We start from the raw sequence: 25,428 nt of genomic DNA, 5'->3' as shown, positions 1-25,428 counted from the left end.
GCCTAACATGAAAGGCAAGATGCAACAGGCCAAGTTAGTTTTTAGTTTAGTTCTAATTCTATTGGCTGTAATTTTTGTTGTGCTTAATACTAAGCCAGTCGCAATCAATTTTGGCTTCTTTGATGTCAAATTGCCATTAATTATTGTACTAGTAGTTATGATAATTATTGGAGTTTTAATTGGTTGGTTCTGGGGGTCAAATAAACATAATCAAGCTAAGAAAAGCTAATAAATCTTGATTTATTTATCATTCAATAGTATCATTAACACACGTGAGGTAATTTAGGCACTTTTATTAGTGTCCTAAAACTTAAATCTACAATAAAGGAGATCAATTTAAATGGCAGTTCCTAAGAGACATACTTCTAAGCAAAAGAAACGTTCACGTCGTGGCCATATCAAGTTAGCTGTTCCAGCAATGCATTATGATGCAACTACTGGTGAATACCGTTTGAGTCACCGCGTTTCACCTAAAGGTTATTACAAGGGTCGTCAAGTGGTTAACGAAACTAGCGCTAGCGACAACAACTAATTAAAGGACACCGAAATTTTGGTGTCTTTTTTTTGCCCAAATTTTGTAAAAATGATAGAAAGAAAAAATTATGAAATTAGTATTTTTACATTCTAGTGATATCCATGGGTATTTACTGGCAACAGATTATCAAGATAGGGCTAATTATCATGCTCCCTTTGGTTTGAGCCGGGTTGCCAGCGTCATTAAAAAAGAGCAGGCTAAATACGGTGCTGAGCACGTGATTGTTACTGATGCGGGTGATTGTCTTCAGGGAGCGCCATTAGCGTCGTATGTCCACGCTGCAGGGACAAAGGATGCCCTGAAAGAGTACACTGCTAGCTATAATGCCATTGGGTATGATGCGCGCGTTTTAGGAAACCATGACTTTAATTACGGCCAAGATTACTTGAAGTATTATCTTGCGCAAAATACGGCGCCAATGTTAAATGCTAATATTTTAAATGAGCAGACTGATGAACCTGCCTTTGGGCAAGCTTATCGCATAATTGAAAAGCAGGGAATTAAGGTCGGCATAATTGGCATTACGACTCAATACATTCCCCATTGGGAACCAGATGACCATCTTACCGGTCTGAAATTTGCTTCAGCTTTTGCGCAAGTTAAGCACTACGCCCAAATTTTGCGGCCACAAGTTGATGTCTTAGCAGTTGTTTATCATGGTGGTTTTGAAAATGACCCGCAGACTGGCAGTGAACTCCTGCCGCATAATGGTGAAAATGAGGGTTACCAGATCCTAACCCAAATTCCCGAAGTTGATGTCTTTTTAACTGGTCACCAGCACCAAAAAATGCAGCTGGTAGCTAAGAAAACGGCGATTGTGCAGCCGGGTTATCGCGGCGAAGCTGTTGGCAAGGTCGTGCTTGATATTGACGAAGCAACTAAACAAATCACGTCAATGACAACTGAATTGATTACAACTAAGGATTACGCAGAAGATCCGGCTATTACTAAGCTGACTAAACCGTTAAATCAGGCAACGCAAAATTGGTTAGACAAGCCAATTGCCACATTAAATGAGCCAGCGCCAATTGGTAATGCTACTAGAGCAAGGCTAGAAGGAGCGCCATTTATCAACTTGCTGCAGTCAATGCAGCTGCATTTTACCGGTGCTGATATTTCGGCAACCGCAGTAATGAGTGAGACTGCCAAAGGCTTTGGTAAGCAAGTTACGATGCGCGATTTGGTGCTTAATTATCCGTATTCTAACCAGTTATGTAAGGTAAAATTAACCGGTCGTGAGTTACGCCATGTAATTGAGCATAGTTTGGCATTCTTAACCAAAGATGCCGCAGGTAAAGTTGGATTTTTACCAGAAAAACAGGATTTTCTCTTTAACTTTGATGTTTTTTATCCTGTAAATTATGAAGCCGACATTGCACGGCCAGTAGGTCAACGGTTGACCAAACTAGAATTAAATGGACGCCCGCTTCAGGACGAACAGACTTATTACTTAGCCGTTAATAATTATCGTGTGATGGGCGGCGGCTTTTATCCTGAATATAGCCCCGATAAAATTCTTGAAATTTCTGACAAAGATTACGTGCAAATGTTCCAAGAGTTTTTGACAAGCAACAAAGTTAAAGTTGATTCGCAAACTAATTATCATTTTTATTAAACATAAAAACCGCTAGCCAAAACAGCTAGCGGTTTTTAAATTCAAAATTATTTAAGCTTGGTAAAATTGCTTTTATCTTTACTTGAATGAGCGGTAATTGTTGGTATGATTGCCGCAAATAAAATACCGAAGATTACGCCAACGATGACGGCATCTTGTAAATTAAAGACGTTCTGTGTTAATGGTGCGGCAATAAAACCCACGATTAACATGTAGATAACGCTCCAACAGATAGTCACGATATAACGACCCATAGTAGTACCCTCTTTCATACATAGTAGAATTTTAGCAAAGTTCATGTGCTTTTTCAAACTAAAAAGTTAGTTTTTGGTATACTAATTTTAGAAGAAAGGTGGCTCTCAAAGATGAAAATCGCCGCATTACAAAATATTAGCACGTTTACGCTGCTGGAAAGTCCCACTAAAGTTAAAGATTTACTGCAAACGGCAAAAGCTCAGGGCTATGAGGCTGTTGCACTAACCGATATTAATTTTACTTATGGGTTGGTTAATTTTTATGAATTAGCCCAAAAAGTCGGGATTAAACCGCTGCTGGGAATGCAGCTGAGGCTTAATGGCCTAATTGACAGTGCCCACCAATATGATCTAATTGCGCTGGCAAAATCAGACGCTGGTTATCGTAATCTTTTGCGGTTATCGAGTGCAATTAACTTGTTAACGGAAAACGGGACTAACCAAAAGATACTGACGTTAACTGAATTAAAAAAATATTTAGGTGAATTGGTCTTGATTGTACCTGCTAATACAAATAGTGAGCTGGTCCACTTACAAGAAGAGCAGGAGCAGTTAGGGACTGAGTTTATCCGGCAGCTGCTCAAATTAGTGCCGCAATCTAGTTCATTATATTTAGGTGTATATGCCGCGCACCATCAAGAAAATTATCTGGCTTACGTCCAAACTTTGGCAAGGCAATTTGAACTATCCTTGGTCAGTGTAGAAGATACCCGTTATCTAAAGCCTAATGACCAGTTCCTGAGTAAGACATTGCAGGCAATTAAATCAGGAACTGTTTTGCAGGATACCGAAGCGCTGGCTAAGCAGAAAGGGTCGCATTTTTTAGCATCAACGCAAGAGTTGAGTAATCGCTATCATGAAATGGATTTGGATGAGGCATTATCTAATACTTGGCAGATTGCCCAAGAATGCAATGCCAAGGTGGTTTTTCGCACGCCGGTTTTGCCGCGATATAAGCAGCAGCAGTTCCCAACTTCAAAGGAATATCTAAATTATTTAGCCCAAAAAGGATTACAGGAACGGTTCTTAAATCGCCAAGTTCCGAATGATTATCAAAAGCAATTAAATTACGAATTAGGGGTCATTGACCAGATGGGCTTCAATGATTATTTCTTAATTGTCTGGGATGTAATTAATTATTGTCATCGCTCAGGAATTACGACTGGTCCAGGTCGTGGGTCAGCTTGTGGGTCGCTAGTATCTTATTCCTTACGGATTACAGAAGTTGATCCTATTGAGTATCATTTATTATTCGAACGTTTTTTAAATCCAGCAAGGCACGAAATGCCGGATATTGACTTGGATATTCCAGATAATCGCCGTGATGATGTGATTAAGTACATGTTTCAAAAGTATGGCATGGATCATGCGGCGCAGATTCTGACATTTGGGACACTGGCTGCTAAGCAGGCATTGCGTGATACGGGCCGCGTGTTTGGTTTAAGTGAAGCTGAATTAAATAAGTGGTCGAGCAGTGTGCCTTTTGCTAAGGGAAAGATTACATTGCAGGAAGCTTACCAGCAATCAACGAAAATGCGGTTATTAGTTGAGGCTAGCCCTAAAAATAAATTGCTGTTTCAAACGGCTAGTGGCTTAGAAGGTCTGCCGCGGCATTATTCAATCCATGCTGCCGGACTGGTAATCAGTGATAAATCAATTGCGGGAATTTCTGGTTTGCAGACAGGACAATTGGGGATTCCTGTTACCCAGCAGACTAAAAAATATGTAGAGGCGCTGGGTTTATTAAAAATTGACTTTTTGGGCTTGCGTAATTTAACCATTCTGGGTGATACCCTCGAGTTAATTGCACGTCAGGGTAAAAAAATTGACCCTAACCAAATTCCGTTGGATGATTTTCAGACAATGAGAGCCTTCCAAGAGGGGAACACTGACCTAGTCTTTCAATTTGAATCAGGTGGAATTAGGCAGGTATTGCGAGAATTGCATCCAGATAATTTTGAAGATTTAGTAGCTGTGAACGCACTCTATCGTCCGGGTCCAATGCAAAATATCCAAACTTTTATTGCCCGTAAAAAGGGGAAGCAAAAGGTTACTTATCCTGATCCAACACTGAAAACAATTTTGGCACCAACTTACGGTATCTTGGTCTACCAGGAGCAAGTTATGCAGACGGCACAAGTTTTGGCAGGCTTTTCGTTAGGCGAAGCCGATATTTTGCGGCGGGCAATGTCTAAAAAGAAGCAGGATGTCATTGAGCAGGAGCGGACAAAGTTCATTGCTGGCGCGGTTAAAAAAGGTCATGCTAAAGAAGTAGCCGAGCGCGTTTACAATTATATTGAACAGTTTGCCAATTACGGCTTTAACCGGTCACATGCGGTAGCTTATACTAAGATTGCCTTTTGGCTGGCGTATTTAAAAGTTCATTATCCAGCTGAGTTTTATGCGGCGATGCTTAATTCCAATAGTGGCAGTCGCCTGAAACTAAGTGACTACGTGATGCGTGCCCAAGAAGCCGGTACTAAGATTTTGCCGCCTGATATTAATCATAGCAGCTTAGATTATCAGGTAATTAATGGCAAAATTCTGGTTAGTTTAAAGGCAGTTAAGGGTGTGCGGTTAGATTTACTAACGGAAATTATTCAGCTTAGGAAGCAGAAGCCATTTACGTCGCTTGATGACTTTTTGCGCCGAATTGATGTTAAGTTTATTAAGGTAAAGGTTATTCAGGCGTTAATTCAGGCTGGGTGCTTTGACCATTTGTATCACAACCGCAAGGAGTTATTGGCAAACAGTCAGGAAATTATTGAAAATGTTCAATTAACGGGACAGAATTTGGCGCTTTCCGAAAGTTTAGGCGGGGTGCCAATGAAGGAAATTCCTGAAGCTACCAAAGGGGAACTAGCAGAAATGGAGAATGAGGTACTCGGCTTTTCAACAATGACCTCGCCGCTAGTTGCCGCGCAAAAATATGCCGAACAGTTCAATGCTCGATCACTAAGTGACTTTGCGATTAATGATACGGGGATTGCTGTTGGTAAATTAATGACCCTCAAGTTAATTAGAACGAAAAAAGGCAGCACGATGGCTTTTGCCAGTTTTGCGGATTCAACCAGTCGGCAGGAAATTGTGATTTTCCCTAATATTTATGAAAAAGTGCAAGATAATCTCAAGGAAGGCAATGTTTATTTGCTCGGGATTAGAATTCAAAATGACCGCTATGATTCAAGTAAAAAACAGTATATTTTAACCAATTTAAAGACGATTAATTTTAAAGGCTAAATTATTTTTTTGCGCAAACCTTAACAATTAAGCTTTGATAGCGCTGACATTTTAAAAGGCTGATAAAGCGGGAAAAATAATCGTTTTTTGTGAGATTTTTTACCAAAAAAATGTTAAAATCTAAATGATGTGAGAAATTACACAATAAATCTTGATGAGGTGAATTCATGAAACGAATTGGTATTTTAACCAGTGGCGGGGATGCTCCCGGAATGAACGCGGCCATTAGGTCTGTAACTAAGACCGCAATTCATAATGGACTCAGCGTCGTTGGTATTCGTTATGGTTTTGCTGGGTTAGTTGCGGGTGATTTTATTCCGCTTACTGCGGAAGATGTTGACCACAAAATAAGTTTAGGTGGCACATTCCTTTATAGTGCTCGCTACCCTGAATTTGCACAACAGGAAGTGCAACAAAAGGGTGTTGAGCAGCTAAAAAAGCATGGAATTGATACTGTTATCGTTATCGGCGGTGACGGTTCATATCATGGTGCATTAGCCTTAACTCGTCTCGGTATTAATTCAATTGGTCTTCCGGGAACAATTGATAACGATATTCCGTACACTGATTATACGATCGGTTTAGATACCGCATGTACAACTGCGATGCAAGCAATCGACAAGATTCGCGACACTGCTAGCAGCCACCACCGTGTGTTCATTGTTAATGTGATGGGCCGCGATTGTGGCGATATTGCGATGCGTGTTGGCCTAGCCAGTGGTGCTGATGCAATTGTGATTCCTGAACGTGAATATGATGTTCAGAAAATTGCTGAAACACTCAAGCGCGGTTTTGCAGACGGTAAAGACCATGGTATTGTTGTGTTAGCTGAGGGCGTAATGAATGCCAATGACTTTAAGACTGAACTCTTAAAGTATGGTAATTTTGATGTTCGAGCTAATATTATTGGTCATATGCAACGTGGTGGTTCGCCAAGCGTTGTTGACCGAATTAATGCCACAAAGATGGGCAATTATGCGGTTAAGTTACTTCTTGATGGTCAAGGCGGTTTAGCTGTCGGCATGGAGAATAACGAATTAAGTACGCATAACATCCTTGATTTGTTTGATGAAAAACACCACAGTGATGAAACACTGCTAGATATAAATGAAGAAATGACTAAGTAATTAGCCGATTTTTGGGGAGATTTTTACATAATGAAGAAAACTAAAATTGTTAGTACGTTAGGGCCAGCTTCAAATGATATTGAAACAATCACAGCTTTAGCTAAAGCTGGTGCGAATGTATTCCGGTTTAACTTCTCGCACGGTGACCATGCAGAACACCTTTCACGGATGAAGATGGTTCGTCAAGTTGAAAAAGAAACTGGCTTAGTACTTGGTATTTGTTTGGATACTAAGGGTGCTGAAATCAGAACCACTGACCAAGAAGGCGGCAAATTCACCATTAATACTGGTGATGTTATCCGTGTTTCAATGGATGATTCCCAAGAAGGTAATAAGAACAAGATTCATGTTACTTATGAAGGTCTTTTCGATGATACTCATATTGGCGGCCACGTTTTAATTGATGATGGGTTAGTTGACTTATTGATTACCGATAAGGATGATGAACATCGCGAATTAGTCTGTGAAGCACAAAATACTGGTGTAATCGGCTCAAAGAAGGGTGTTAACGCACCTGGCGTTGAAATTCGGCTTCCAGGAATTACTGAAAAAGACGCTGACGATATTAAATTCGGTTTAAAGCATGGCATTAACTTCATCGCTGCTTCTTTTGCTCGTAAGGCTCAAGACATCTTAGATATTCGTAAATTATGTGAAGATGCTGGTTGTGACTACGTCAAGATTTATCCTAAGATTGAATCTCAAGAAGGTATCGACAATGTCGATGAAATTTTACAAGTTTCAGACGGTTTAATGGTTGCTCGTGGCGACATGGGAGTTGAAATTCCATTTATCGATGTTCCATTTGTTCAAAAAGACTTGATTAGACGTGCTAATGCACTTGGTAAGCCAGTTATTACTGCTACCCAAATGCTTGACTCAATGCAAGAAAACCCACGTCCAACTCGTGCTGAAGTTTCAGACGTAGCTAACGCTGTTCTTGATGGTACTGATGCCACCATGCTTTCCGGTGAATCTGCTAACGGTCTTTACCCAGTTAAAGCTGTTAAGGCAATGGCAGAAATTGATGAAAGAACTGAAGAACAATTACTTAAGCGTAATACTTTGGCTTTGCAACGTTTTGAAGAATACAAGGGTTCAAATGTAACTGAAGCAATCGGTGAATCAGTTGTTCGGACTGCTCAAGAATTGGGCGTTAAGACAATTATTACTGCAACCAACTCAGGTTATACTGCTAGAATGATTTCTAAGTACCGGCCAAACGCTGATATTTTAGCTTTAACCTTTGATGAAAAGATTGAACACTCATTAGGTATTACTTGGGGTGTTCAACCAATGTTAACTGAAAAGCCAACATCAACTGACGATATGTTTACAGTTGCTGCTAAAGTTGCCAAGGAACAAGGTTACGTTAAAGATGGTGACTTGGTAATTATTGTTGCTGGTGTTCCAGTTGGTGATTCAGGTACAACTAATTTGATGAAACTGCAAATTATCGGTAACAAGTTAGCTCAAGGCTTAGGTGTTGGTAATGGCTCTGTTGTTGGTAAGACAGTTGTCGCAAACAGTGCCGAAGAAGCCAACAGCAAGGTTAAGGAAGGCGACATTTTAGTTGCTAAGACTACAGACCCTGATTACATGCCAGCAATTAAGAAGGCATCTGGTTTAGTAGTTGAGGCATCTGGTTTGACTTCACACGCTGCGGTTGTTGGTCTGTCACTTGGCATTCCAGTTGTTGTTGGGGTTACTGACGCAACAGAAAAGATTGCCAGTGGTATCACCATTACGGTTGATGCACGTCGTGGTGCCATTTACCAAGGTGAAATTTCTAACCTGTAATAATGCTTAAAATTAAATAAAATAGTCAGCTTGAGTGCTGGCTATTTTATTTTGCACGATTTTCTTTTATACTTAATAAAGATAGAATTATGTAAAATTAGGAGAAGTGACTATGTTAGGCACGATTGAAACAGGTAAAGTAATTGATCAAAATGAAGACGCGTATTACGTGCAAATTGACGGCATTACTTATGAATTAAAGCGTAAGGAAATTACCCAAGAGGAAAAACCAAAGATTGGTGATGAAGTTCGCGGCTTTTTGTATGATGATAAGCAGCACAATCGTGAAATGACACAGTTTTTACCATTTGCGCAGAAAGACCAGTATGGTTGGGGCAAGGTTACTGAAGTCAAGTATAACCTAGGTGTTTTTGTCGATATCGGTTTGCCGGATAAAGATGTCGTTTTGTCGGTTGATGACCTTCCTTTTGATAAGGATCGCTGGCCTCGCAAAGACGATCAGCTGTTAGTTCATTTGATAACTGACGAGAAAGACCGTGTTTGGGCCAAATTAGCTGATGAAAATATTTTTGAGCAATTGTCAGCACATTTTCCTAATGATATGGAAAATAAAAATATCTTTGGTACGGTTTATGCTAGTCGGGAACTAGGTGCCTTTGTAATTACTAAGGAATATTACCTAGGTTTTGTCCATTCATCACAGATGGCGCGGCCATTGCGGTTAGGTGAACAGTTTAAGGGTCGTGTTGTTGGCATTAGTCAGTATGGCCGGCTTAATTTGAGTAGTTTACCGCGGGCTTTTGAAGAAATTGACGATGATGCCCAAATGGTCTTGATGAGTTTGCGCCGAATGAAGACGAAAACCTTACCGTTTTACGATAAGTCCGATGCCCAAGAGATCAAGAATTACTTTGGCATTTCTAAGTCTGCTTTTAAACGTGCTTTGGGCCACCTATTAAAGGGAAGATATATTACTGAAGACAAGGTTAGTGGAACAATCAGCCTAGTCAACGATCCAAATGATGACCAAAATGAGTAAATTGCAGGAACAGATTGAAGATTATTTACGTTATAGTCAAATTGAACGTGGTCTGAGTGCCAATACGATTACAGCCTACCGCCAAGATTTAACGGAATTTCTTGCTTTTTTAACGCAGGAAAATTTCACATCTTGGCCAACTAAGGCATTAGATATTGATGCCTTTTTGGCCCAGCAGCGCGACTTGAACAAGGCGACTAGTTCGATTAGCCGGATGATCTCAAGTTTGCGCAAGTTCTACCAGTGGTTAGCACGGCAAAACATTCAAAAATTAAATCCCATGCTGGAAATTGACCCACCTAAAAAGGAGCAGCGGTTGCCGGTAGCTTTGACAGTTGATGAAGTTGAAAGTTTGCTGGCACAACCTGATGTTCACCAAAAGTTGGGTTTACGTGACCGAGCTTTACTTGAGACACTATATGCGACAGGAATTCGGGTCAGCGAGTTAATTAATTTGAAATTTGATGATTTGCATGAAGAATTAAAACTGCTGAAGGTTTTGGGTAAAGGCTCTAAGGAGCGGTTAATTCCGATTAGTACGGTTGCTATTTCGTGGATTGAAAGTTATCAGACTAAGGTTCGTGAACCACTACTCCTAAAAACCGGGAAGGCTAACGATTATATTTTTCTTAATAATCGCGGCGGCTCATTAACTCGCCAAGCTGTTTGGCAGATTATTAAACGTTATTGCCAGGTGGCGGGAATAACTAAAGACGTGACACCACATACTTTGCGACACACTTTTGCAACGCATTTATTGGAAAATGGTGCTGATTTGCGGGTTGTACAGGAAATTTTGGGTCATTCTGATATCAGCACCACCCAAATTTATACCAATTTATCGCAAAAGCATATTTTACAAGTCTATGCCAAAACGCATCCACGAACTTAGGTGATTAAATGTTAATTGAATGTAAAAGTGACAAAGAAAAGGTTGCAATGGGCCTCTTGTCTTACTTACCGGATTTTAAAAATCTTGCCAATTTAAAAGAAGAAATAAATTTGAATAAGACTAGTTCGGAGTTTCAGCTTTACCTATATCGCGGAGATGAGGCTAACTTTGTTGGGGTTATTGGCACGCAAAATGATGCTAATTTTATTATTATTCGTTATCTGTCATTTGCGCCGGATTATCGTAATGCCAAGTGCGAATCTGCGGCAGTTCGCGAATTAGCAGCCACGAACCCGAAGAAGAAGGTAACAGCTTTGCCTGAATGGACCTACTTACTTAAATATTTAATAGAAGATAAACATCATGAGTGATAATTTAACTTTAGAACTGCCTAACTTTGAAGGACCGCTGGATTTACTGCTGCACTTGATTAAGTCGCAAAAAATTGATATTTATGATATCCCGATTGCCCAAATTACAAGTCAATATTTAGCTTATTTGCAGCAAATGCAGCAATTGAACTTGCAAATTGCCGGCGAGTATTTTGTAATGTCATCAACTCTCTTACGCATTAAGTCACAGTCATTGTTGCCTCAGAATGATTTTATCGCCGATGAGCCTGAAGACGATCCAAGGGATGAGTTAGTTCAACAATTGGTGCAGTATTCAGTCTTTAAAAAGATATCGGCATATTTTAAGAAGCGCAACGAAATGGTACCAATTACAGCGGCTAAGGAAGAAAGTATTCCGCAGACTAAGAAGGTCCAGCCATTGCCAAGTGGTCAGATTACGGCAACAGAATTAACGAATACTTTTATTGCTGTATTGCAGCGGCTGAAAATTAGGCAGCCCGATATTGCATCAGTAGAAGTAAAAGAAACGCCGATTACAGAAATGATTAATTTTTTGCAGGAAAAAACTGCCGGCCGCAAAAAGGTCAGCTTTTTTGCGTGCAGTGACCAAATGCGTAATTTGTCAGATATAATTGGTCTATTCTTGGCACTATTGGAATTATGCAAAAAACAAAAAATCAAGGTCAGTCAGGCGCGAGCATATGGCGATTTAGAATTAGAGGGAATTGATGTCGATGCCAAGTAAGATTGCGCAATTAGAAGCCTTGCTGTATGTGGCAGGCGATAACGGGATTGCTGATGATAATTTATGTGAATTATTAGCGGTAGGTCAGTCAGCTTTACGCGAATTAACTAAAGATTTGGCTGATAAGCTGCAGGAGAATTCCGATTCGGGGCTGCAATTATTACATATCAACCAAAATTACAAGTTAACAACCCGTCCTGAGGTTGCCAAGACGGTAGAAGGTTATTTTCAAAAAGATTTAACTAAGACATTAAGTCAATCGGCTTTGGAGATTTTGGCGATTGTTGCTTATCGCCAGCCAATCACTCGGGTTGAAATTGATGATATTCGCGGGGTTAATTCATCTGGTGCATTGCAGACTTTAATTTGGCGCGGACTGGTTAAGGTTAACGGGAAAAAAGAAGCACCGGGGCATCCTAACTTGTATGTTACTAGTGACTACTTTTTGCAGTATTTTGGTTACCAAAGTTTAGCAGATTTGCCATTAATTGAAAACTTTGAAGATGATAGTATTAATGCGGATGGCGAAATAGATTTATTTGCGGCTAAGGGTCAGGCTGACAAGAACTTGGCCAGCATGCAAAAGGGAGAAAAATAATGACGTTACAACGTTTACAAAAAGTAATTGCTGAGGCAGGAATTGCCTCAAGACGTAAGGCTGAAAAAATGATTACGGAGGGTCGCGTCACTGTAGATGGTGAAATTGTCACTAAGCTTGGAACTAAAGTAGAAACTTTTAGTAATATTACGGTTGATGGTGAACCAATTGAGCGCGAAAGCCTGCATACTTATTTATTTTATAAACCGCGCGGGGTTATTTCGACAGCCAGTGATGATAAAGGGCGAAAAACGGTAGTTGATTATTTTAGTGATTTACCATACCGTTTATACCCAGTAGGTCGACTAGATTATGATACGTCGGGTTTATTATTAATGACTAACGATGGCGAACTGGCTAATTTATTGATGCATCCGCGCAATAAGGTAGCCAAGGTTTATGTTGCCCGTATTGAAGGCCAATTATTACCCGAAGAAAGCAAAAAGTTGGCACGCGGGGTCGAATTTGACCACCATAAGAGTGCCCCAGCTAAGGTGAAAGTTATTCGCACAGATAAGAAGCGTAACCGCCAAATTGTCCAATTAACGATTCATGAGGGTCACTACCACCAAGTTAAAAACATGTTTAAGGCAGTTAATCATCAAGTTGAAAAGTTAGCCCGAGAAAAATATTCGTTCTTAACACTTGATGGGCTTGTATCTGGCAAATATCGCGAATTGACTCACGAAGAAGTTGACAGATTAAAGCACGTGGACTAATATATTGATAGAATTAAATACAGAGTTTGTTGTCTTCATGGCAGGGTGAAAATCCCGACCGGTGGTGCAAGTCCACGACCCACGTAAGTGGTGGAATCTTTTGAGATACCGATAGTTAGAGTCTAGATGAAAGAAGACAGACTAAACTAAAAGAAAAGTAAATTAAAAACGCTTACTTTTAATAGGTCTGTTGCTGGGGAGCAACAGACCTATTCTTGTTTGGAGGTAAGTTTTTTGAAGAGTAAGAGTACGAGTAATTTGGCATTATTAATCGCTTGTGCGATGTTTGGTGCAGTAGGGTTTGTCATTATTAAATTTACAGGGATTCCTATTTTACCAAATGCGAATTTCTTAAAGTTTGATTTTTCTGACGTCATCGTTACAATTGGAATGTTTCTGTTTGGCATTTGGCCGGGGATTTTCATTGCGATTATCAGAATGTTGTTAAGTTTAATTTATAGTGGTTTTAATTTGGCAAGTATTGTTGGCCAATTAGCAGCTCTAATTGCATCAGTTTGTTACGCCTTACCATTCTATTTTGTTACTAGACACGTAAAGCGTGATGAAACCAGTGGCATGAAGCGGCACGTGAAGCCGATTATTGGTTTGATTTGCGGGACAATTGCGATGGCAGTAGTTTTGGCAACCCTCAATGCGTTGATTTTGACGCCAATGTATGCCGTAACTACGGTACCTAACTTGCCAGCAATTCATGGTTATTCCGGTTTATTGGGCTTCACCGAAAAGGTCTATTTGGGACAATTACTGCATATTCCATCAATGGGGACATATATTTTTGGCATAATTGTTCCGTTTAATCTCTTAAAGGGATTAATCAACAGCATTGTTGTTTACCTACTATTTGAAGCAGTTTTACGTAATTTAAAACCTTTTGTTCAAAAGAATTTTAATTTAAAGAGATAATTTAAAAGGTCGGTCATGTAAATGGCCGATTTTTTTATCCAAAAAGATTGATAAATATGCTAAAATTAAACAAGTTAGGTGAATCGAGGTATTTTGATGAATCAGAAACAGGAAAAACCATATAAACATTATGCACGTCCAGATGAACCGAGGACTGTAACTTATAGGTCGCATTCTAAGGGCTGGCTGGCAACAATGGCAATTCTTGCCATTGTGATTGTTGCTCTTGTTCCTGTTGTTCATCACTTGGCTTCAAGTGGTCAGACCACGGAACAGGCTGTCGAACTACAAAAAACGACTAAAAAGCCCGCTAAGCATGCAAAGAAAAGAAAGACTAAGATTAAGGTTAAGAAGTCCAAGCATAAAAATAAGTTGACTACTAAGAAGAAATCTACAAGTCCAGCTAAATCAGCAGCTAAGACCAAGACAAAGAAGACCCAGACTAACCAAAAGACTGACCAGGCTGACCAATATGTCGTTCAAGATGGTGATACTTTAAATAGCATTGCTAAAAAGAATAATGTTTCGCCGCAAACATTAACTCAGCTCAATGATCTTGATGCTGATGGACATGTGAATGCTGGTCAAACACTTAAATTAAAATAATTATTGAGAAAGGAGAGGGACTAAGACGTCCCTTTTTGATTGAATGCAAGTAGCAATTGATGGACCAGCTTCAGCTGGCAAAAGTACAGTCGCAAAAATTATTGCGCAAAAATTAGATTTTATTTATATTGACACTGGAGCGATGTATCGCGCATGTACGGTAATTGCCAGAGAGCAGCATCTTGATTATGGGGATGAAGCTGGAATTTTAACGGCAATTGACCAGGTTGGCATCGAACTCAAGGTTGTTAACGGTGAACAAAAAGTATTTGTCGGCAGCCAAGATATTTCTCAAGAAATTCGCACCCCCGAAATTTCGGCTAATGTGTCGCAGGTATCTGCTTTAGCTGGCGTGAGGGCTAAAATGGTCAGTCTGCAGCGGCAAATGGCCGGCAAGGTTAATGTGATTATGGATGGCCGGGATATTGGAACAACGGTTCTGCCTAATGCTGAAGTTAAAATCTTTTTAGTGGCAACTCCAGCTTCTAGAGCCAAAAGGCGGATGCTTGACTTGCAGGAACGGGGCATTAAGTCTGACAAGACGGTTGCTGAAATCGAACAAGACATTGCCAGTCGTGACTATAAGGATTCACATCGTGAAGTTTCACCCTTAAAAAAGGCAGCAGATGCAGTCGAAATTGACACAACATCGATGTCAATCGACCAAGTAGTGGCCGCAATTTTAGACGAAATTAAAAAAAGTCAAAAAAAACTATAAAAAAGGGGCTAAAACAGTAGAAAAATATCTCACTTTCATTTAGAATTAGATTATGATATTGGGAGGTAAATAATGTCAGAAAACAGTAATCAATTTTTAGATGCATTGAAACAAATGCAAGGAGTTGAGGTCGGAGATATCGTCGATGTAGAAGTATTAGACGTTGAAGACGGCCAAATCGATGTCGGTGTTGAAAATGCCGGTGTCGAAGGTGTAATCCCACGTCGTGAATTCACTTCAGACCGCAACGCCGATTTACGTGACCTTGTTAAGCCAGGCGACAAGCTTAAGGCTTTAGTTTTGAGAAAAGCCGGCGGCGACAAGGAAAACGGTGAGTTCTTCTTCTCAGTAACTCGTCTTAAGGAAAGAGAAGCTTATGACGAATTACAAAAAGACTTCGAAGCAGGTAAAACTATCGAAGGTACTGTCACAGCTTCTGTTCGTGGTGGTTTATTAGTTGATGTTGGTACTAGAGGATTCTTACCAGCTTCACTTATTTCTAACCGTTACGTTTCTGATCTTAAGCCTTACATTGGTAAGACAATGAAACTTAAGATTACCGAAATTGATCCAGGTAAGAATCGTCTGATTCTTTCACACAAGGATTTAATTGAAGAAGAACGTGAAGAAGCCTTTGATAAAGTAGCATCACAATTAGTTGTTGGTGATGTTGTTGAAGGTAAAGTTTCTCGTTTGACTAACTTTGGTGCCTTTGTTGATGTTGGTGGTGTTGACGGTTTAGTTCACATCTCAGAAATTTCATACAAGCACGTTGATAAGCCTAGCGATGTATTAAAGGCTGGTCAAGATGTTAAGGTCAAAGTTATTGGTATTGATGATGACAGACATCGCATCTCCCTTTCAATCAAGCAAACAGAACCTTCTCCATTTGAACAAGCTACTTCAGAATTACATGAAGGCGACATTTTTGAAGGTGAAGTTAAGTCATTGACTAACTTTGGTGCTTTCGTTGAAGTTGCTGATGGTATTCAAGGCTTAGTTCACGTTTCAGAAATTTCATACAAGCACGTGGACAAACCTAGTGATGTTTTGGAAGTTGGCCAAACTGTTAAGGTTAAGGTTTTGAACATTGACCCAAGTGAACGTCGGATTTCACTTTCAATGAAGGCAGCTGATTCTAAAGGCTCTGACAATGAAGGTTCTCGTTCACACAGTTCATACAACAACAGAAACAACTCTGTTAACAAGAAGTACATGAACAACGAAGACAGCGGTTTCGCTTTAGGTGACATTATTGGTGACCAATTAAAGGACCGTCGTTAATCATAATAAAAAAGCCGACTGAATAGCCGGCTTTTTTTATTTTATATTATAAAGGAGGCTGAAAGATGGTTTTACCAGTAGTGGCAATTGTTGGCCAACCAAATGTTGGTAAATCAACGCTTTTCAACCGGATTATTAATGAGCGTTTGGCAATTGTTGAAGATAAGCCCGGCGTAACTCGTGACCGTAATTATGCCCAAGCTGAGTGGATGGGGCAAAAGTTTGACCTAATTGATACTGGTGGTATTACGTGGGAAGACGGGCGCATTGAAGATGAAATTCGTGCTCAAGCAGAAATCGCGATTGATGAAGCTGACGTAATTGTAATTTTGACTAGTGTCGCTAATCATTTAACCGACTTAGATGAGCGAATTGCACATTTACTTTACCGCACCAAAAAGCCGGTTATCTTAGCCGTAAATAAGGCTGATAATCCCGAGCAGCGAGCAGATATTTATGACTTTTACAGTTTGGGATTTGGTGACCCAATTCCCGTATCTAGTGTTCATGGTACTGGGATTGGTGACTTACTTGACCGGATTGTCAGTGAACTGCCGAAAGACTTAGATAAAAAGGACGACGACCAAATTTCTTTTAGTGTTATTGGGCGACCAAACGTTGGTAAATCATCAATTGTTAATCAATTAGTTGGTGAAAAGCGAGTTATCGTCAACAATGAAGAAGGAACGACCCGTGATGCGGTTGATAGTCCATTCGTCTCAGAAGATGGTACCAAATTCAGAATTGTTGATACGGCCGGAATCAGACGTCGTGGTAAGGTTTACGAAAAGACGGAAAAGTACTCAGTCATGCGGGCGATGGGAGCAATTGAGCACTCAGATGTTGTCTGCCTTGTCTTAGATGCCAGTACCGGAATTCGCGAGCAAGATAAGCACGTTGCCGGCTATGCCCATGATGCTGGCCGCGGGATCATTATCATCGTAAACAAATGGGATTTGCCAAAGAAAAACAGTACTAGTGCTAAAGAGTTTGAGCAAACAATTCGGCAAGAATTCCAGTATCTTGATTATGCGCCGATTTTATTTGTTTCGGCTAAAACTGGCCAGCGGCTTGACCAAATACCTAAGATGGTTAAGCAAGTTTACCAAAATCAAAACCAGCGGATTCAGTCTAGTGTCCTCAATGACTTACTACTAGAGGCAAGTAAACTAGTCCCAACGCCAATGATTAAGGGTAAACGTTTAAGAGTTTACTATATGACCCAGGTTTCAACTAACCCGCCGACGTTTGTGGTCTTTGTTAATGATGCGGAATTGATGCACTTTTCTTACCAACGTTTCTTAGTAAATCAATTAAGAGAAAATTTTGATTTTACAGGTACACCAATTAAAATAATTGCACGTAAGCGAAAGTAATTTGTATATTACAAATATATAAAAATTAATCTTTTTGGCAAAAAAGCTTGTTGTAGTAAGGCTTTTGTGCTATTTTGGGTTCATGGAAACAGTGATTAAATCAGAATCATTATTTCTCGTTCTTCAGTTTGAAGAATAGGCTTTGGGTTTAGTTAAGTGGACCCAAATTTTGGGAGGTGAAGTCCAGATGGCAAATAAAGCAGAATTAGTTTCTGAAGTAGCTTCAAGAACTAAGTTAACTAAGAAAGACGCAGCCACTGCTGTTGATGCAATTTTTAGCTCAATCCAAGATGATCTTGCAAAGGGTAACAAAGTTCAATTAATTGGTTTTGGTACTTTTGAAGTTCGTGAACGTGCAGCTCGCAAGGGTCGTAACCCACAAACTGGTGATGAAATTAAAATCCCAGCAAGCAAGGTTCCTGCATTTAGACCTGGTAAGGCTCTTAAAGAAGCTGTTAAATAGCTTAATAGTTTTATCCTAAAAGATGGTAACATGATCGTTACCATCTTTTTTGATCGGGATAAATAATTCAGGATGTTTCTTGTTCTACTGATTTTATGGCATAATTAAGGATATTGGAGGGACTAAATGTATTCTGAACAATTACTTGATTCAATTGAAAAACAAGATTTTTCGCAGGAAAAAGTCTTACTAAAAAAGGCCTTGGATAATGATGACCCAGAAGTCTTGGCATCTTTAGCCGAAAATTTAACTGGCTTGGGTTTTACTAACTTGTCAAAAGAAGTTTATCGGAGTTTGATTGCCCAATTTCCAAAGGAAGACTTATTTAAAGTCTACTTAGCCGAAATTTTGTTAAATGATGGCGAAGAAGACGATGGTTTGTCATTACTCTACAACATTGATGAAGATTCTTCTGCCTATCTTGACAGTTTGTTAGTTCAAGCTGATTATTATCAAACTAACGGCTTGCTCGAGACAGCCCATAGCAAGCTGATGAAGGCGGCTAAATTAGCTCCAGACGAAGATGTCATTAAGTTTGGCTTGGCTGAATTAGATTACCTGAGCGGCCATAATGAGCAGGCTTTGGCTTTGTATCAGGATTTATTAACGCGTCATAAGAATATTAGTGAAGTTAACTTGACTGACCGGCTGTTTCAAACTCTGGCTAAGTTAGGCCGTTATGAAGAAGCCAGCAAGGTAATTGAAGAGCATAGCGGCGATATTTTGGATATTGACAGCAAATATCAAGCTGCGCTGATTATGCTTAATGTTAATAAGGACGATCAAGCTATTACTTATTTAAATGACGTGATCGATCAAAGTCCGGATTACGTGAATGCTTATCCACTCTTAGCTACCGCCTATGAACACAAAAATGATAACGAACAGGTTTTGCGTTCCAGTCAGGCAGGACTGGCTTATAACGAACTTGATCCGATATTGTATTCTAAGGGTGCCCGTGCAGCAGCCAATTTGAATGACTTAAAGACCGCTGAGGATTTGTTGACGCGGGGCTTAAAGGTTGAACCAGAAAACAATGATTTGCGGCTGCAATTGTCCAATCTTTACTTACACGAAAATAAAGACGAAGCAAACCTCAAATTGTTTGCCAAGCTTGATGAGAGTGATTTGGAGCCGCAAGCTCATTGGAACATGGCTCTTTCTTATGAAAACTTGGATAATAGCGACAAGGCCAAGAGTGAGTTCTTGCTGGCATATCCAGAATTTCAAAGTAATCCCTCTTTTTTGAAGCAAATGATTCGTTTCTTTAATACTGAGGCTAATTCTACTGAAATCGTCCTGCAGCTGTTAGAGCGCTATTTAAAGCTGGAACCAGAAGACGGCGATATGCAGGAATTATACAATCAGTTAGCTGATTAATTAAATTTTTTAACACAAAAAGACCATAATGTGGCCTTTTTTGTTTGGCAATTTTTCGAGATGATACAAGAGAAGTCGTGTTCTGCCCGTAAATAGGCTATAATATGCAGTGACACTATTATAAATTAAAATAATAATGTTTATTTAACTAACAAAAATTAAAAATAAAAACAAATGAGTTGATTATTAATGATGAAAATAACTGAATTACCCGCGATTTTTACAGCGGCGCTGCCGGTTCTTAAGACATTGGAAGAAGCAGGTTTTGAAGCCTACTTTGTTGGCGGCTCCGTTCGTGATCTATTATTGGGTCGGCATATCCATGATATTGATATTGCAACTAGTGCATATCCAGAAGAAGTCAAGGAATTGTTTAACAGGTCAATTGATACTGGGATTAAGCACGGAACTGTAACTGTCCTATATGATGGCGAAAGCTACGAAATTACTACTTTTAGAACCGAATCTGGCTATCAGGATTATCGCCGGCCCGATCATGTAACGTTTGTGCAGAATTTGAGTGAAGACCTTAAACGGCGCGATTTTACAATCAATGCCTTGGCAATGAATACAAATGGTGAAATTATTGATTTGTTTGATGGGCTTGGCGACCTGCAAAAGCATGTGATTAGGGCGGTTGGCGACCCTGAAAAGCGCTTTAACGAAGATGCCCTGCGAATGATGCGTGCCGTGCGCTTCATGAGCCAGCTGCAATTTAATTTAGAAACAAAAACAGAGCAGGCAGTTAAGGATAACCACCAGCTCTTACAAAAAATTTCGGTAGAACGGATTCGTGATGAATTTGTTAAGATGGGTATTGGCCCGCACTCACGCCAAGCATTTCAGGTCTTTTTAGAAACGCAATTAAGCGAGGATGTTCCTGACTTTGGCGGTAAGAGTGACTTATTGGCAATCTATCCCAGTTTGGAATTTAATCCGGATATGGAGACCAGTCTTTGGGCAATTGTAATAATTTTGCTGAAAATTCCTAATGAGCAAATCACAAAATTTATGCGTGATTGGAAGAATTCAAATGCCATGACCAGCGAAGTTGAAAAAATTGTTGCCCTGTTTGATTTGCTTTCGGAGCGGACACCAACCGATTTTGAGCTTTTTGAAGCAGGAAAAGAAATCCTGTTAAACGCCATTGATGTTGCTCATATTTTGGGGCAGCCAGTTAACTCTAAGGCGTTAGTTGACCGCTACGTTGCCTTGCCGATTAAGTCCACAGCCGAGCTTGCTATTGATGGCCGCTTTTTAATTGATTCGGGAATTGCCCCAGGACCACAATTGGGCCAATTGTTGACCGAAATTAAGCAAAAAATAATTTCTGGTAAACTTGAAAACACGGTAGAGGCCGTCACTGCTTTTTTGGCAGATAACTAAACGTAGAGTAAGACGGAAAAGTACATTAACCCTGACCCGAGCATTACAAACAAGTGCCAGATGACATGGATAAAGGGAATGCGCCGCATCGTGTACAATAGAGCACCGACAGTATAAGCAACCCCGCCGCCGACAAGCAGCCAAAAGCCGACTGGGCTGAGACGGATATAGAGTGAATGTCCTGAAAAAATCACCAGCCAGCCCATGGCAACGTATAAGACGGTATCAAGGATTGTGTGTTTGCCGCGGTTAAAAATATAGTAAATGATGCCAAAAATGGTTAATGCCCAGATAAGGATGAACAAAATCCAACCCCACATGCCACCAATGGCAACTAGGGAATATGGCGTGTATGAGCCAGCAATTAACAAAAAGATTGATGAATGATCAAAAATTTGAAAAACATTGCGTGCCTTGGTAAAGATTAGGCTGTGAAAAAGGGTCGAGAACAGGTATAAAAAGACTAAACAAGCTCCATAAACACTGAAAGTAACGATCCGCAAGGCATTACCAGTAGCTGCGGCCCTAATAATTAACATTACTAATCCGGCAACAGCTAAGCCAAACCCAATTCCGTGGGTAATGGCGCTAAAGGTGTTGTCGAGAATGTAATATGTTTTTGATCTTGTTGTTGGCTCTTGCCAAAGTTGTTTTAATTTCATTATCAAAATAGTCCAATCATTTTCTTCTGCATTAAGTTTTTTTGCTATAATGCTTGTATTGATATTGGTAACATTTTATCATAAATGTAACGCGAATTAGAATTGAGGGCGAATACGTTGTCAGAGATAAAAATCATGACAGATTCTTCAGCGCAGCTAACGCCAGAGGAAATTGAAAAATATCATATCACAGTTATTCCATTACTGGTAACAATTGATGACCAAACATACGTTGATGGCGTAGATATTACACGACAAGAGTTTGTTGAAAAAATGACGACAGCAAAAGAATTACCGAAGACCAGCCAGCCGCCAATTGGCCAATTGGTTGATACAGTCAACGAGTTAACTGCTGACGGGAGTCAAGTTATCGGCATCTTTTTAGGTAAGGGCTTGAGCGGAACAATTGACGCAACCAGCCAAGCTGTCAAAATTGCCGGTAAGGATGACCAAGTTAGTTTGGTCGATTCAGAATTGACTGACCGTGCTGAAGGATTGCAAGTTTTAGAAGCTGCTCGTGGGGCTTTGAAAGGACAGACTGTCCAAGAAATCTTAGAGCATCTAGAGCATATTAAAAAGACGCAGCGCCTGCGCATGATGATTGTTAATTTAGAAAATATCGTCAAGGGTGGACGACTAGGACCTGTTTCTGGTAAAATTGCTACTCTGCTGAACATTCGCCTTGAGCTGCAAATGCCAGGTGGTCATTTAAAGGTGGCTAAAAAAGGCCGCGGCAAAAAATTCTCATCAGTCTTTGATAATCGGGTGTTAGCTGATATCGAAGCTAACAAGGATAAGATTAAGGAAGTAGGTATTTCTTACGTTTCCCTTGATGGTGTGCCGCAAAAGTTAAAGGATTTTGCCCAAAAAATCAGGGAAATTAATCCTGAGATTGACGTGTTGGTACGAGAGACTAGTCCAGTGATTGCGACGCATGCGGGACTAGGCGCTTATGCAATTTTGTACTATACGGAGTAATCATGGCTTATCGAGAAAGTTTTTATCGTTATTTAATGACGCAGCGCGACAGTGATTCGAATGATGAAATCGCGCAGTTTGCAAACAATGCTCAGAATGATCAAACTTTTCCTAAACAGGAACAAGATTACGAAAAGCTATCTGATTATCTTGAACTAAATGCCGGTTATTTATCCAGCATGAGTATTTTTGATCGGGCCTATGAGATGTATCAAGAAAAGATGGCGTATTAAGTAAAGCTCCTAACCTTTGGGGCTTTTTTAGTGTTAAAGAGGACAAAAGATGGCGACAATTCAATGGTATCCGGGACATATGAACAAGGCGCGCAACCAGCTTGAAGACAAGATGGGGCTGATTGACGTTCTAGTTGAGGTCTTGGATGCCCGTATCCCGCAATCATCAAGAAATCCAATGATTGAGGAATTAGTGGGTAATAAACCGCACTTAATAATTTTAAATAAGGCAGACTTAGCTGATCCGGTATTAACTAAAATTTGGCAAAAGAAATTGACCGGTAAAGGCAAATTTGTCATGGCGATGGACTCACTGCATAATACCAACATGCAGGTGCTAGTTCGCATGGTTAAAAAAGCCGCGGCGGCTAAAGTAGAAAAGCTTGAAGCCAAGGGGGCTTCTAATCCGGTGATTAGAATTGCCTTAGCCGGCATCCCTAACTGTGGTAAGTCAACAATTATTAATCGTTTGGTTGGCCGCAATGTGGCTGCAGTCGGAAATAAGCCAGGCGTAACTAAGGGTCAAACATGGCTTAAAACCCAGACTAATATTCAAATTTTAGACACACCGGGAATTTTATGGCCTAAATTTGACGACCAAGAAGTCGGCTACAAGTTAGCTGCCTTTGGTGCCATTAAGGACAGTATCTTTCATGCCGATGACGTGGCGCTGTTTTTAATGAAGAATTTGCGTAAATATTATTTGGCTAATTTGGCAAAATTTGCCCGTACACCTAAGGACGAAATTGCTAAGATTAACGATACTGACCTATTGCTGGCAATGACCGAATCTTACGGGATGCGGGATGATTATGACCGCTTTTCACTTTACTTACTGCAGCGGCTGCGTAAGGGTAAAGTTGGTCGAATTACGCTGGATCGCCCATGACAATTAAAGAAATAAAAGAGCTGCTTACAACTGAGGTTAGTGAAGCAGAATTAGCCTCGTTAAGCGCTGATCCACGTGCAGGAGTCCAAAAGTTATTAGCCAGTTATTACCGTCGTAAAGAAAAGCTGGCGCAAAAAAAGGCCGACTTTTTAACTAGAATGCAGTATGAACAGGAATTTTGGGCTAAAGGACAGATCGTTGCCGGTGTGGACGAAGTAGGTCGTGGTCCCTTGGCGGGACCAGTAGTTACGGCTGCCGTCATTATCGATGACAATTTTGATCTGCTTGATGTTAATGATTCTAAAAAGCTGACGCCGCAAAAGCGCCTAGAACTATATCCGAAAATCTTGCAAGAAGCAGTCAGTGTTGCCGTGGGTGTTAAAAGTGCCCAGGTAATTGACGAAATTAATATTTATGAAGCTGACCGGTTAGCGATGGCGCAGGCAGTTATGGATCTTGACCGTAAGCCAGATGCATTGTTAGTTGATGCGATGGATGTCCCGGTTGACTTGCCGCAGGTGCGCCTAATTAAGGGGGATGCAAAGTCTAATTCTATCGCCGCTGCTTCCATTGTCGCCAAGGTCTTTCGTGATAAATTAATGGCTGATTATGGCAAGATTTACCCGCAATACCAATTTGACCATAATGCTGGTTATGGCACTAGTGCACATCTTGCTGCACTAAAGGAGTACGGGCCAACCCCAATTCACCGTAAGACTTTTGCCCCGGTCAGCGATTTTTTTAAGTAAAAATAGAATATTTCCTCCTTTTTTACGTATTTGTAATTAGGAGGCTTTTTTAATGGAAAAAACAAATTTTTTGTTACGCCTAAAGTTACAAAAGGGATTGGGCTACGTCAAAATGCTGCAGATTGCCAGTCAATTGGACGATGAGCAGGTAAATCTGCAAACGCTGAAAGAGATGACCTTGCCACTGGGAGTGAAAGAAGCCAGTATAGCTGCTTTTAAGTCGGAAAAATTTGGCAAAGTGATTAAACGAATTAAAAAGCAGTGTCAGGTAATCAGCTTCTTTGATGATAATTATCCTGAACAATTGCGGCAGATATACCAGCCGCCTCTAATTTTGTTTGCTCGCGGGAACATTGCCTTGCTCCAAAAAAGAATTGTGACCATTGTTGGTTCACGGCAGGCAACGGTCTATAGTCAGCAAGTTTTGGCGCAACTTGTGCCTGATTTGGTTAAGCATGACATTGTAATTGCTAGTGGCTTAGCTAAAGGCGTTGATGTTTTAGCACATCAGGCAACTTTGCAAAATCAGGGTCAGACAATAGCGGTTGTCGGTAACGGCTTAAATCATTATTACCCGATGATTAACCACAACACACAAGAAAAAATTGTCCAGCAGGGGCTAATTTTGAGTGAATATTTACCTGATACACCGCCGCGGCCCTTTCGCTTCCCTGAGCGTAATCGCATTTTAGCTGGTCTAGCCGAAAGTGTCGTAGTCACGGAGGCAAAGGAAAAGTCAGGTTCCCTGATTACGGCTAATTTGGCTTTGCAAGAAAATCGCAATGTTTATGCGGTGCCAGGTCCAATTACTAGTCCATTATCGGCAGGTCCTAACAAGCTGATTGCAGTTGGCGCTAACCCAATTACTGACTTTAAATTAAATGAAAGATTTGACAACTAGC

Annotated in this window: 27 protein-coding genes and 1 riboswitch; of the genes, 25 read left to right on the top strand and 2 right to left on the bottom strand. The window is 40.3% G+C overall.

The window, feature by feature from the left end; all coding sequences use genetic code 11:
- The first annotated feature begins 7 nt into the window (after positions 1–7).
- The 3 genes from PT278_RS01590 to PT278_RS01580 all read left to right on the top strand — a co-directional run bounded on the left by PT278_RS01590 (position 8) and on the right by PT278_RS01580 (position 2,150).
- Complete coding sequence (locus PT278_RS01590) at positions 8–229, top strand: lipopolysaccharide assembly protein LapA domain-containing protein (RefSeq protein WP_277129695.1); 222 nt, start codon at positions 8–10, stop codon at positions 227–229.
- A 111-nt stretch (positions 230–340) separates the two neighbouring features.
- The gene (rpmF, locus tag PT278_RS01585) at positions 341–532 is read left to right on the top strand and encodes a 50S ribosomal protein L32 (protein ID WP_277129694.1); all 192 of its coding nucleotides are present in this window, start codon (positions 341–343) and stop codon (positions 530–532) included.
- A gap of 70 nt (positions 533–602) precedes the next feature.
- Entirely contained in the window at positions 603–2,150 is a 1,548-nt protein-coding gene (locus PT278_RS01580; protein WP_277129693.1) for a bifunctional UDP-sugar hydrolase/5'-nucleotidase, read from the top strand.
- A 47-nt stretch (positions 2,151–2,197) separates the two neighbouring features.
- Here the strand turns inward: PT278_RS01580 and PT278_RS01575 are convergent, their stop codons facing one another.
- Positions 2,198–2,404, bottom strand: a complete 207-nt coding sequence (locus PT278_RS01575; RefSeq protein WP_277129692.1) for a YjzD family protein — start codon at positions 2,402–2,404, stop codon at positions 2,198–2,200.
- A 111-nt stretch (positions 2,405–2,515) separates the two neighbouring features.
- On the opposite strand from PT278_RS01575, the gene PT278_RS01570 reads away from it, so the two are divergent.
- The 17 genes from PT278_RS01570 (at position 2,516) to PT278_RS01490 (ending at position 21,015) form a co-directional block, all read left to right on the top strand.
- Complete coding sequence (locus PT278_RS01570) at positions 2,516–5,644, top strand: DNA polymerase III subunit alpha (RefSeq protein ID WP_277129691.1); 3,129 nt, start codon at positions 2,516–2,518, stop codon at positions 5,642–5,644.
- Positions 5,645–5,811: 167 nt separating this feature from the next.
- Positions 5,812–6,771: a 6-phosphofructokinase gene (gene pfkA, locus PT278_RS01565; protein WP_277129690.1), complete on the top strand. Its 960-nt coding sequence runs from the start codon at positions 5,812–5,814 to the stop codon at positions 6,769–6,771.
- Positions 6,772–6,801: 30 nt separating this feature from the next.
- Positions 6,802–8,571, top strand: a complete 1,770-nt coding sequence (gene pyk / locus PT278_RS01560; RefSeq protein WP_277129689.1) for a pyruvate kinase — start codon at positions 6,802–6,804, stop codon at positions 8,569–8,571.
- Positions 8,572–8,683: 112 nt separating this feature from the next.
- Complete coding sequence (locus tag PT278_RS01555) at positions 8,684–9,571, top strand: S1-like domain-containing RNA-binding protein (RefSeq protein WP_277129688.1); 888 nt, start codon at positions 8,684–8,686, stop codon at positions 9,569–9,571.
- On the top strand, positions 9,555–10,463 hold the full coding sequence (gene xerD / locus PT278_RS01550) for a site-specific tyrosine recombinase XerD (protein ID WP_277129965.1): 909 nt from the start codon (positions 9,555–9,557) through the stop codon (positions 10,461–10,463). Before PT278_RS01555 ends, xerD begins: the two co-directional genes overlap by 17 nt.
- Before the next feature lie 8 nt (positions 10,464–10,471).
- The gene (locus PT278_RS01545) at positions 10,472–10,834 is read left to right on the top strand and encodes a reductase (protein WP_277129687.1); all 363 of its coding nucleotides are present in this window, start codon (positions 10,472–10,474) and stop codon (positions 10,832–10,834) included.
- A complete protein-coding gene (locus PT278_RS01540; RefSeq protein ID WP_277129963.1) occupies positions 10,824–11,561 on the top strand; it encodes a segregation/condensation protein A in 738 nt (245 codons plus the stop codon). Before PT278_RS01545 ends, PT278_RS01540 begins: the two co-directional genes overlap by 11 nt.
- Positions 11,551–12,159, top strand: a complete 609-nt coding sequence (scpB, locus tag PT278_RS01535; protein WP_277129962.1) for an SMC-Scp complex subunit ScpB — start codon at positions 11,551–11,553, stop codon at positions 12,157–12,159. Before PT278_RS01540 ends, scpB begins: the two co-directional genes overlap by 11 nt.
- A complete protein-coding gene (locus PT278_RS01530; protein ID WP_277129686.1) occupies positions 12,159–12,878 on the top strand; it encodes a pseudouridine synthase in 720 nt (239 codons plus the stop codon). Before scpB ends, PT278_RS01530 begins: the two co-directional genes overlap by 1 nt.
- A 27-nt stretch (positions 12,879–12,905) precedes the next feature.
- Positions 12,906–13,020, top strand: a riboswitch (FMN riboswitch).
- A gap of 92 nt (positions 13,021–13,112) precedes the next feature.
- On the top strand, positions 13,113–13,802 hold the full coding sequence (locus PT278_RS01525) for an ECF transporter S component (RefSeq protein WP_348636154.1): 690 nt from the start codon (positions 13,113–13,115) through the stop codon (positions 13,800–13,802).
- Positions 13,803–13,898: 96 nt separating this feature from the next.
- The gene (locus tag PT278_RS01520) at positions 13,899–14,408 is read left to right on the top strand and encodes a LysM domain-containing protein (protein WP_277129685.1); all 510 of its coding nucleotides are present in this window, start codon (positions 13,899–13,901) and stop codon (positions 14,406–14,408) included.
- Between the two features lie 43 nt (positions 14,409–14,451).
- Positions 14,452–15,126, top strand: a complete 675-nt coding sequence (gene cmk, locus PT278_RS01515; protein ID WP_277129684.1) for a (d)CMP kinase — start codon at positions 14,452–14,454, stop codon at positions 15,124–15,126.
- Positions 15,127–15,198: 72 nt separating this feature from the next.
- Positions 15,199–16,410 carry a 30S ribosomal protein S1 gene (gene rpsA, locus PT278_RS01510; protein WP_277129683.1) on the top strand — a complete coding sequence of 404 codons (1,212 nt, stop codon included), beginning with the start codon at positions 15,199–15,201 and terminating at the stop codon, positions 16,408–16,410.
- 65 nt (positions 16,411–16,475) lie between these two features.
- Complete coding sequence (gene der, locus PT278_RS01505; protein ID WP_277129682.1) at positions 16,476–17,786, top strand: ribosome biogenesis GTPase Der; 1,311 nt, start codon at positions 16,476–16,478, stop codon at positions 17,784–17,786.
- Positions 17,787–17,973: 187 nt separating this feature from the next.
- The gene (locus PT278_RS01500; RefSeq protein WP_277129681.1) at positions 17,974–18,249 is read left to right on the top strand and encodes an HU family DNA-binding protein; all 276 of its coding nucleotides are present in this window, start codon (positions 17,974–17,976) and stop codon (positions 18,247–18,249) included.
- A 126-nt stretch (positions 18,250–18,375) separates the two neighbouring features.
- The gene (locus PT278_RS01495; RefSeq protein WP_277129679.1) at positions 18,376–19,629 is read left to right on the top strand and encodes a tetratricopeptide repeat protein; all 1,254 of its coding nucleotides are present in this window, start codon (positions 18,376–18,378) and stop codon (positions 19,627–19,629) included.
- A 189-nt stretch (positions 19,630–19,818) separates the two neighbouring features.
- Positions 19,819–21,015, top strand: a complete 1,197-nt coding sequence (locus PT278_RS01490; RefSeq protein WP_277129678.1) for a CCA tRNA nucleotidyltransferase — start codon at positions 19,819–19,821, stop codon at positions 21,013–21,015.
- Here the strand turns inward: PT278_RS01490 and PT278_RS01485 are convergent.
- On the bottom strand, positions 21,012–21,677 hold the full coding sequence (locus PT278_RS01485; protein WP_277129676.1) for a hemolysin III family protein: 666 nt from the start codon (positions 21,675–21,677) through the stop codon (positions 21,012–21,014). The two genes, PT278_RS01490 and PT278_RS01485, sit on opposite strands and share 4 nt — an antisense overlap.
- Before the next feature lie 117 nt (positions 21,678–21,794).
- Here PT278_RS01485 and PT278_RS01480 point away from each other — a divergent pair, with 117 nt between their 5' ends.
- Genes PT278_RS01480 through dprA form a run of 5 tightly spaced genes read left to right on the top strand, consistent with a single transcriptional unit; the run spans position 21,795 to position 25,427 of the window.
- Positions 21,795–22,655 (top strand): DegV family protein, encoded by an 861-nt coding sequence (locus PT278_RS01480; RefSeq protein ID WP_277129675.1) that lies wholly within the window; start codon positions 21,795–21,797, stop codon positions 22,653–22,655.
- 2 nt (positions 22,656–22,657) lie between these two features.
- Positions 22,658–22,888: a YozE family protein gene (locus PT278_RS01475; RefSeq protein ID WP_277129674.1), complete on the top strand. Its 231-nt coding sequence runs from the start codon at positions 22,658–22,660 to the stop codon at positions 22,886–22,888.
- A 49-nt stretch (positions 22,889–22,937) separates the two neighbouring features.
- On the top strand, positions 22,938–23,777 hold the full coding sequence (ylqF, locus tag PT278_RS01470) for a ribosome biogenesis GTPase YlqF (protein ID WP_277129673.1): 840 nt from the start codon (positions 22,938–22,940) through the stop codon (positions 23,775–23,777).
- Positions 23,774–24,526 (top strand): ribonuclease HII, encoded by a 753-nt coding sequence (locus PT278_RS01465; RefSeq protein WP_277129672.1) that lies wholly within the window; start codon positions 23,774–23,776, stop codon positions 24,524–24,526. Before ylqF ends, PT278_RS01465 begins: the two co-directional genes overlap by 4 nt.
- A 52-nt stretch (positions 24,527–24,578) precedes the next feature.
- Positions 24,579–25,427, top strand: a complete 849-nt coding sequence (gene dprA, locus PT278_RS01460) for a DNA-processing protein DprA (RefSeq protein ID WP_277129671.1) — start codon at positions 24,579–24,581, stop codon at positions 25,425–25,427.
- Position 25,428 lies beyond the last annotated feature (1 nt).

The sequence above is a fragment of the Lactobacillus sp. ESL0703 genome, from assembly GCF_029433435.1.
Lineage (GTDB): Bacteria > Bacillota > Bacilli > Lactobacillales > Lactobacillaceae > Lactobacillus.
Note: the sequence above shows the minus strand (reverse complement) of the source record. Positions and strands in the feature narration are given on the sequence as shown.

Coding starts and splice junctions, on each gene's coding strand:
- PT278_RS01590 (WP_277129695.1), top strand. CDS start 8: ATGAAAGGCAAGATGCAACAGGCCAAGTTAGTTTTTAGTTTAGTTCTA.
- rpmF (WP_277129694.1), top strand. CDS start 341: ATGGCAGTTCCTAAGAGACATACTTCTAAGCAAAAGAAACGTTCACGT.
- PT278_RS01580 (WP_277129693.1), top strand. CDS start 603: ATGAAATTAGTATTTTTACATTCTAGTGATATCCATGGGTATTTACTG.
- PT278_RS01575 (WP_277129692.1), bottom strand. CDS start 2,404: ATGGGTCGTTATATCGTGACTATCTGTTGGAGCGTTATCTACATGTTA.
- PT278_RS01570 (WP_277129691.1), top strand. CDS start 2,516: ATGAAAATCGCCGCATTACAAAATATTAGCACGTTTACGCTGCTGGAA.
- pfkA (WP_277129690.1), top strand. CDS start 5,812: ATGAAACGAATTGGTATTTTAACCAGTGGCGGGGATGCTCCCGGAATG.
- pyk (WP_277129689.1), top strand. CDS start 6,802: ATGAAGAAAACTAAAATTGTTAGTACGTTAGGGCCAGCTTCAAATGAT.
- PT278_RS01555 (WP_277129688.1), top strand. CDS start 8,684: ATGTTAGGCACGATTGAAACAGGTAAAGTAATTGATCAAAATGAAGAC.
- xerD (WP_277129965.1), top strand. CDS start 9,555: ATGACCAAAATGAGTAAATTGCAGGAACAGATTGAAGATTATTTACGT.
- PT278_RS01545 (WP_277129687.1), top strand. CDS start 10,472: ATGTTAATTGAATGTAAAAGTGACAAAGAAAAGGTTGCAATGGGCCTC.
- scpB (WP_277129962.1), top strand. CDS start 11,551: ATGCCAAGTAAGATTGCGCAATTAGAAGCCTTGCTGTATGTGGCAGGC.
- PT278_RS01530 (WP_277129686.1), top strand. CDS start 12,159: ATGACGTTACAACGTTTACAAAAAGTAATTGCTGAGGCAGGAATTGCC.
- PT278_RS01520 (WP_277129685.1), top strand. CDS start 13,899: ATGAATCAGAAACAGGAAAAACCATATAAACATTATGCACGTCCAGAT.
- cmk (WP_277129684.1), top strand. CDS start 14,452: ATGCAAGTAGCAATTGATGGACCAGCTTCAGCTGGCAAAAGTACAGTC.
- rpsA (WP_277129683.1), top strand. CDS start 15,199: ATGTCAGAAAACAGTAATCAATTTTTAGATGCATTGAAACAAATGCAA.
- der (WP_277129682.1), top strand. CDS start 16,476: ATGGTTTTACCAGTAGTGGCAATTGTTGGCCAACCAAATGTTGGTAAA.
- PT278_RS01500 (WP_277129681.1), top strand. CDS start 17,974: ATGGCAAATAAAGCAGAATTAGTTTCTGAAGTAGCTTCAAGAACTAAG.
- PT278_RS01495 (WP_277129679.1), top strand. CDS start 18,376: ATGTATTCTGAACAATTACTTGATTCAATTGAAAAACAAGATTTTTCG.
- PT278_RS01490 (WP_277129678.1), top strand. CDS start 19,819: ATGATGAAAATAACTGAATTACCCGCGATTTTTACAGCGGCGCTGCCG.
- PT278_RS01485 (WP_277129676.1), bottom strand. CDS start 21,677: ATGAAATTAAAACAACTTTGGCAAGAGCCAACAACAAGATCAAAAACA.
- PT278_RS01475 (WP_277129674.1), top strand. CDS start 22,658: ATGGCTTATCGAGAAAGTTTTTATCGTTATTTAATGACGCAGCGCGAC.
- ylqF (WP_277129673.1), top strand. CDS start 22,938: ATGGCGACAATTCAATGGTATCCGGGACATATGAACAAGGCGCGCAAC.
- PT278_RS01465 (WP_277129672.1), top strand. CDS start 23,774: ATGACAATTAAAGAAATAAAAGAGCTGCTTACAACTGAGGTTAGTGAA.
- dprA (WP_277129671.1), top strand. CDS start 24,579: ATGGAAAAAACAAATTTTTTGTTACGCCTAAAGTTACAAAAGGGATTG.